The following is a 233-nucleotide window of genomic DNA, read 5'->3' as shown; positions in this document are numbered from 1 at the left end:
ACGCCGATGCCGACCGCGATGTTCGACGAAATCATGTCGTTGTCGCCGATTTGGAGCTCCTCGGTGGCGACCGCGTCGTTCTCGTTGATGATGGGGACGACGCCCCACTCCAGAAGCGTCTCGACCGTGTTCCGGAAGTTGGTGAAGCGCTCGGGGTTCTCCAGGTCGTGCTGGGTGATGAGAATCTGGGCGACCTTCCGGTCGTAGCGCTCGAAGCTCTCCGTGTAGCGGTG

1 protein-coding gene is annotated in these 233 nt (G+C 61.8%); it reads right to left on the bottom strand.

Features of this window, described 5'->3' with window-relative positions:
* On the bottom strand, window positions 1-233 hold a 233-nt coding region (locus HKX41_13730; protein NNC25193.1), incomplete at both ends, for a glutamate 5-kinase.

Origin of the sequence: Salifodinibacter halophilus (assembly GCA_012999515.1) — a bacterium.
Lineage (GTDB): Bacteria > Pseudomonadota > Gammaproteobacteria > Nevskiales > Salinisphaeraceae > Salifodinibacter > Salifodinibacter halophilus.
Note: the sequence above shows the minus strand (reverse complement) of the source record. Positions and strands in the feature narration are given on the sequence as shown.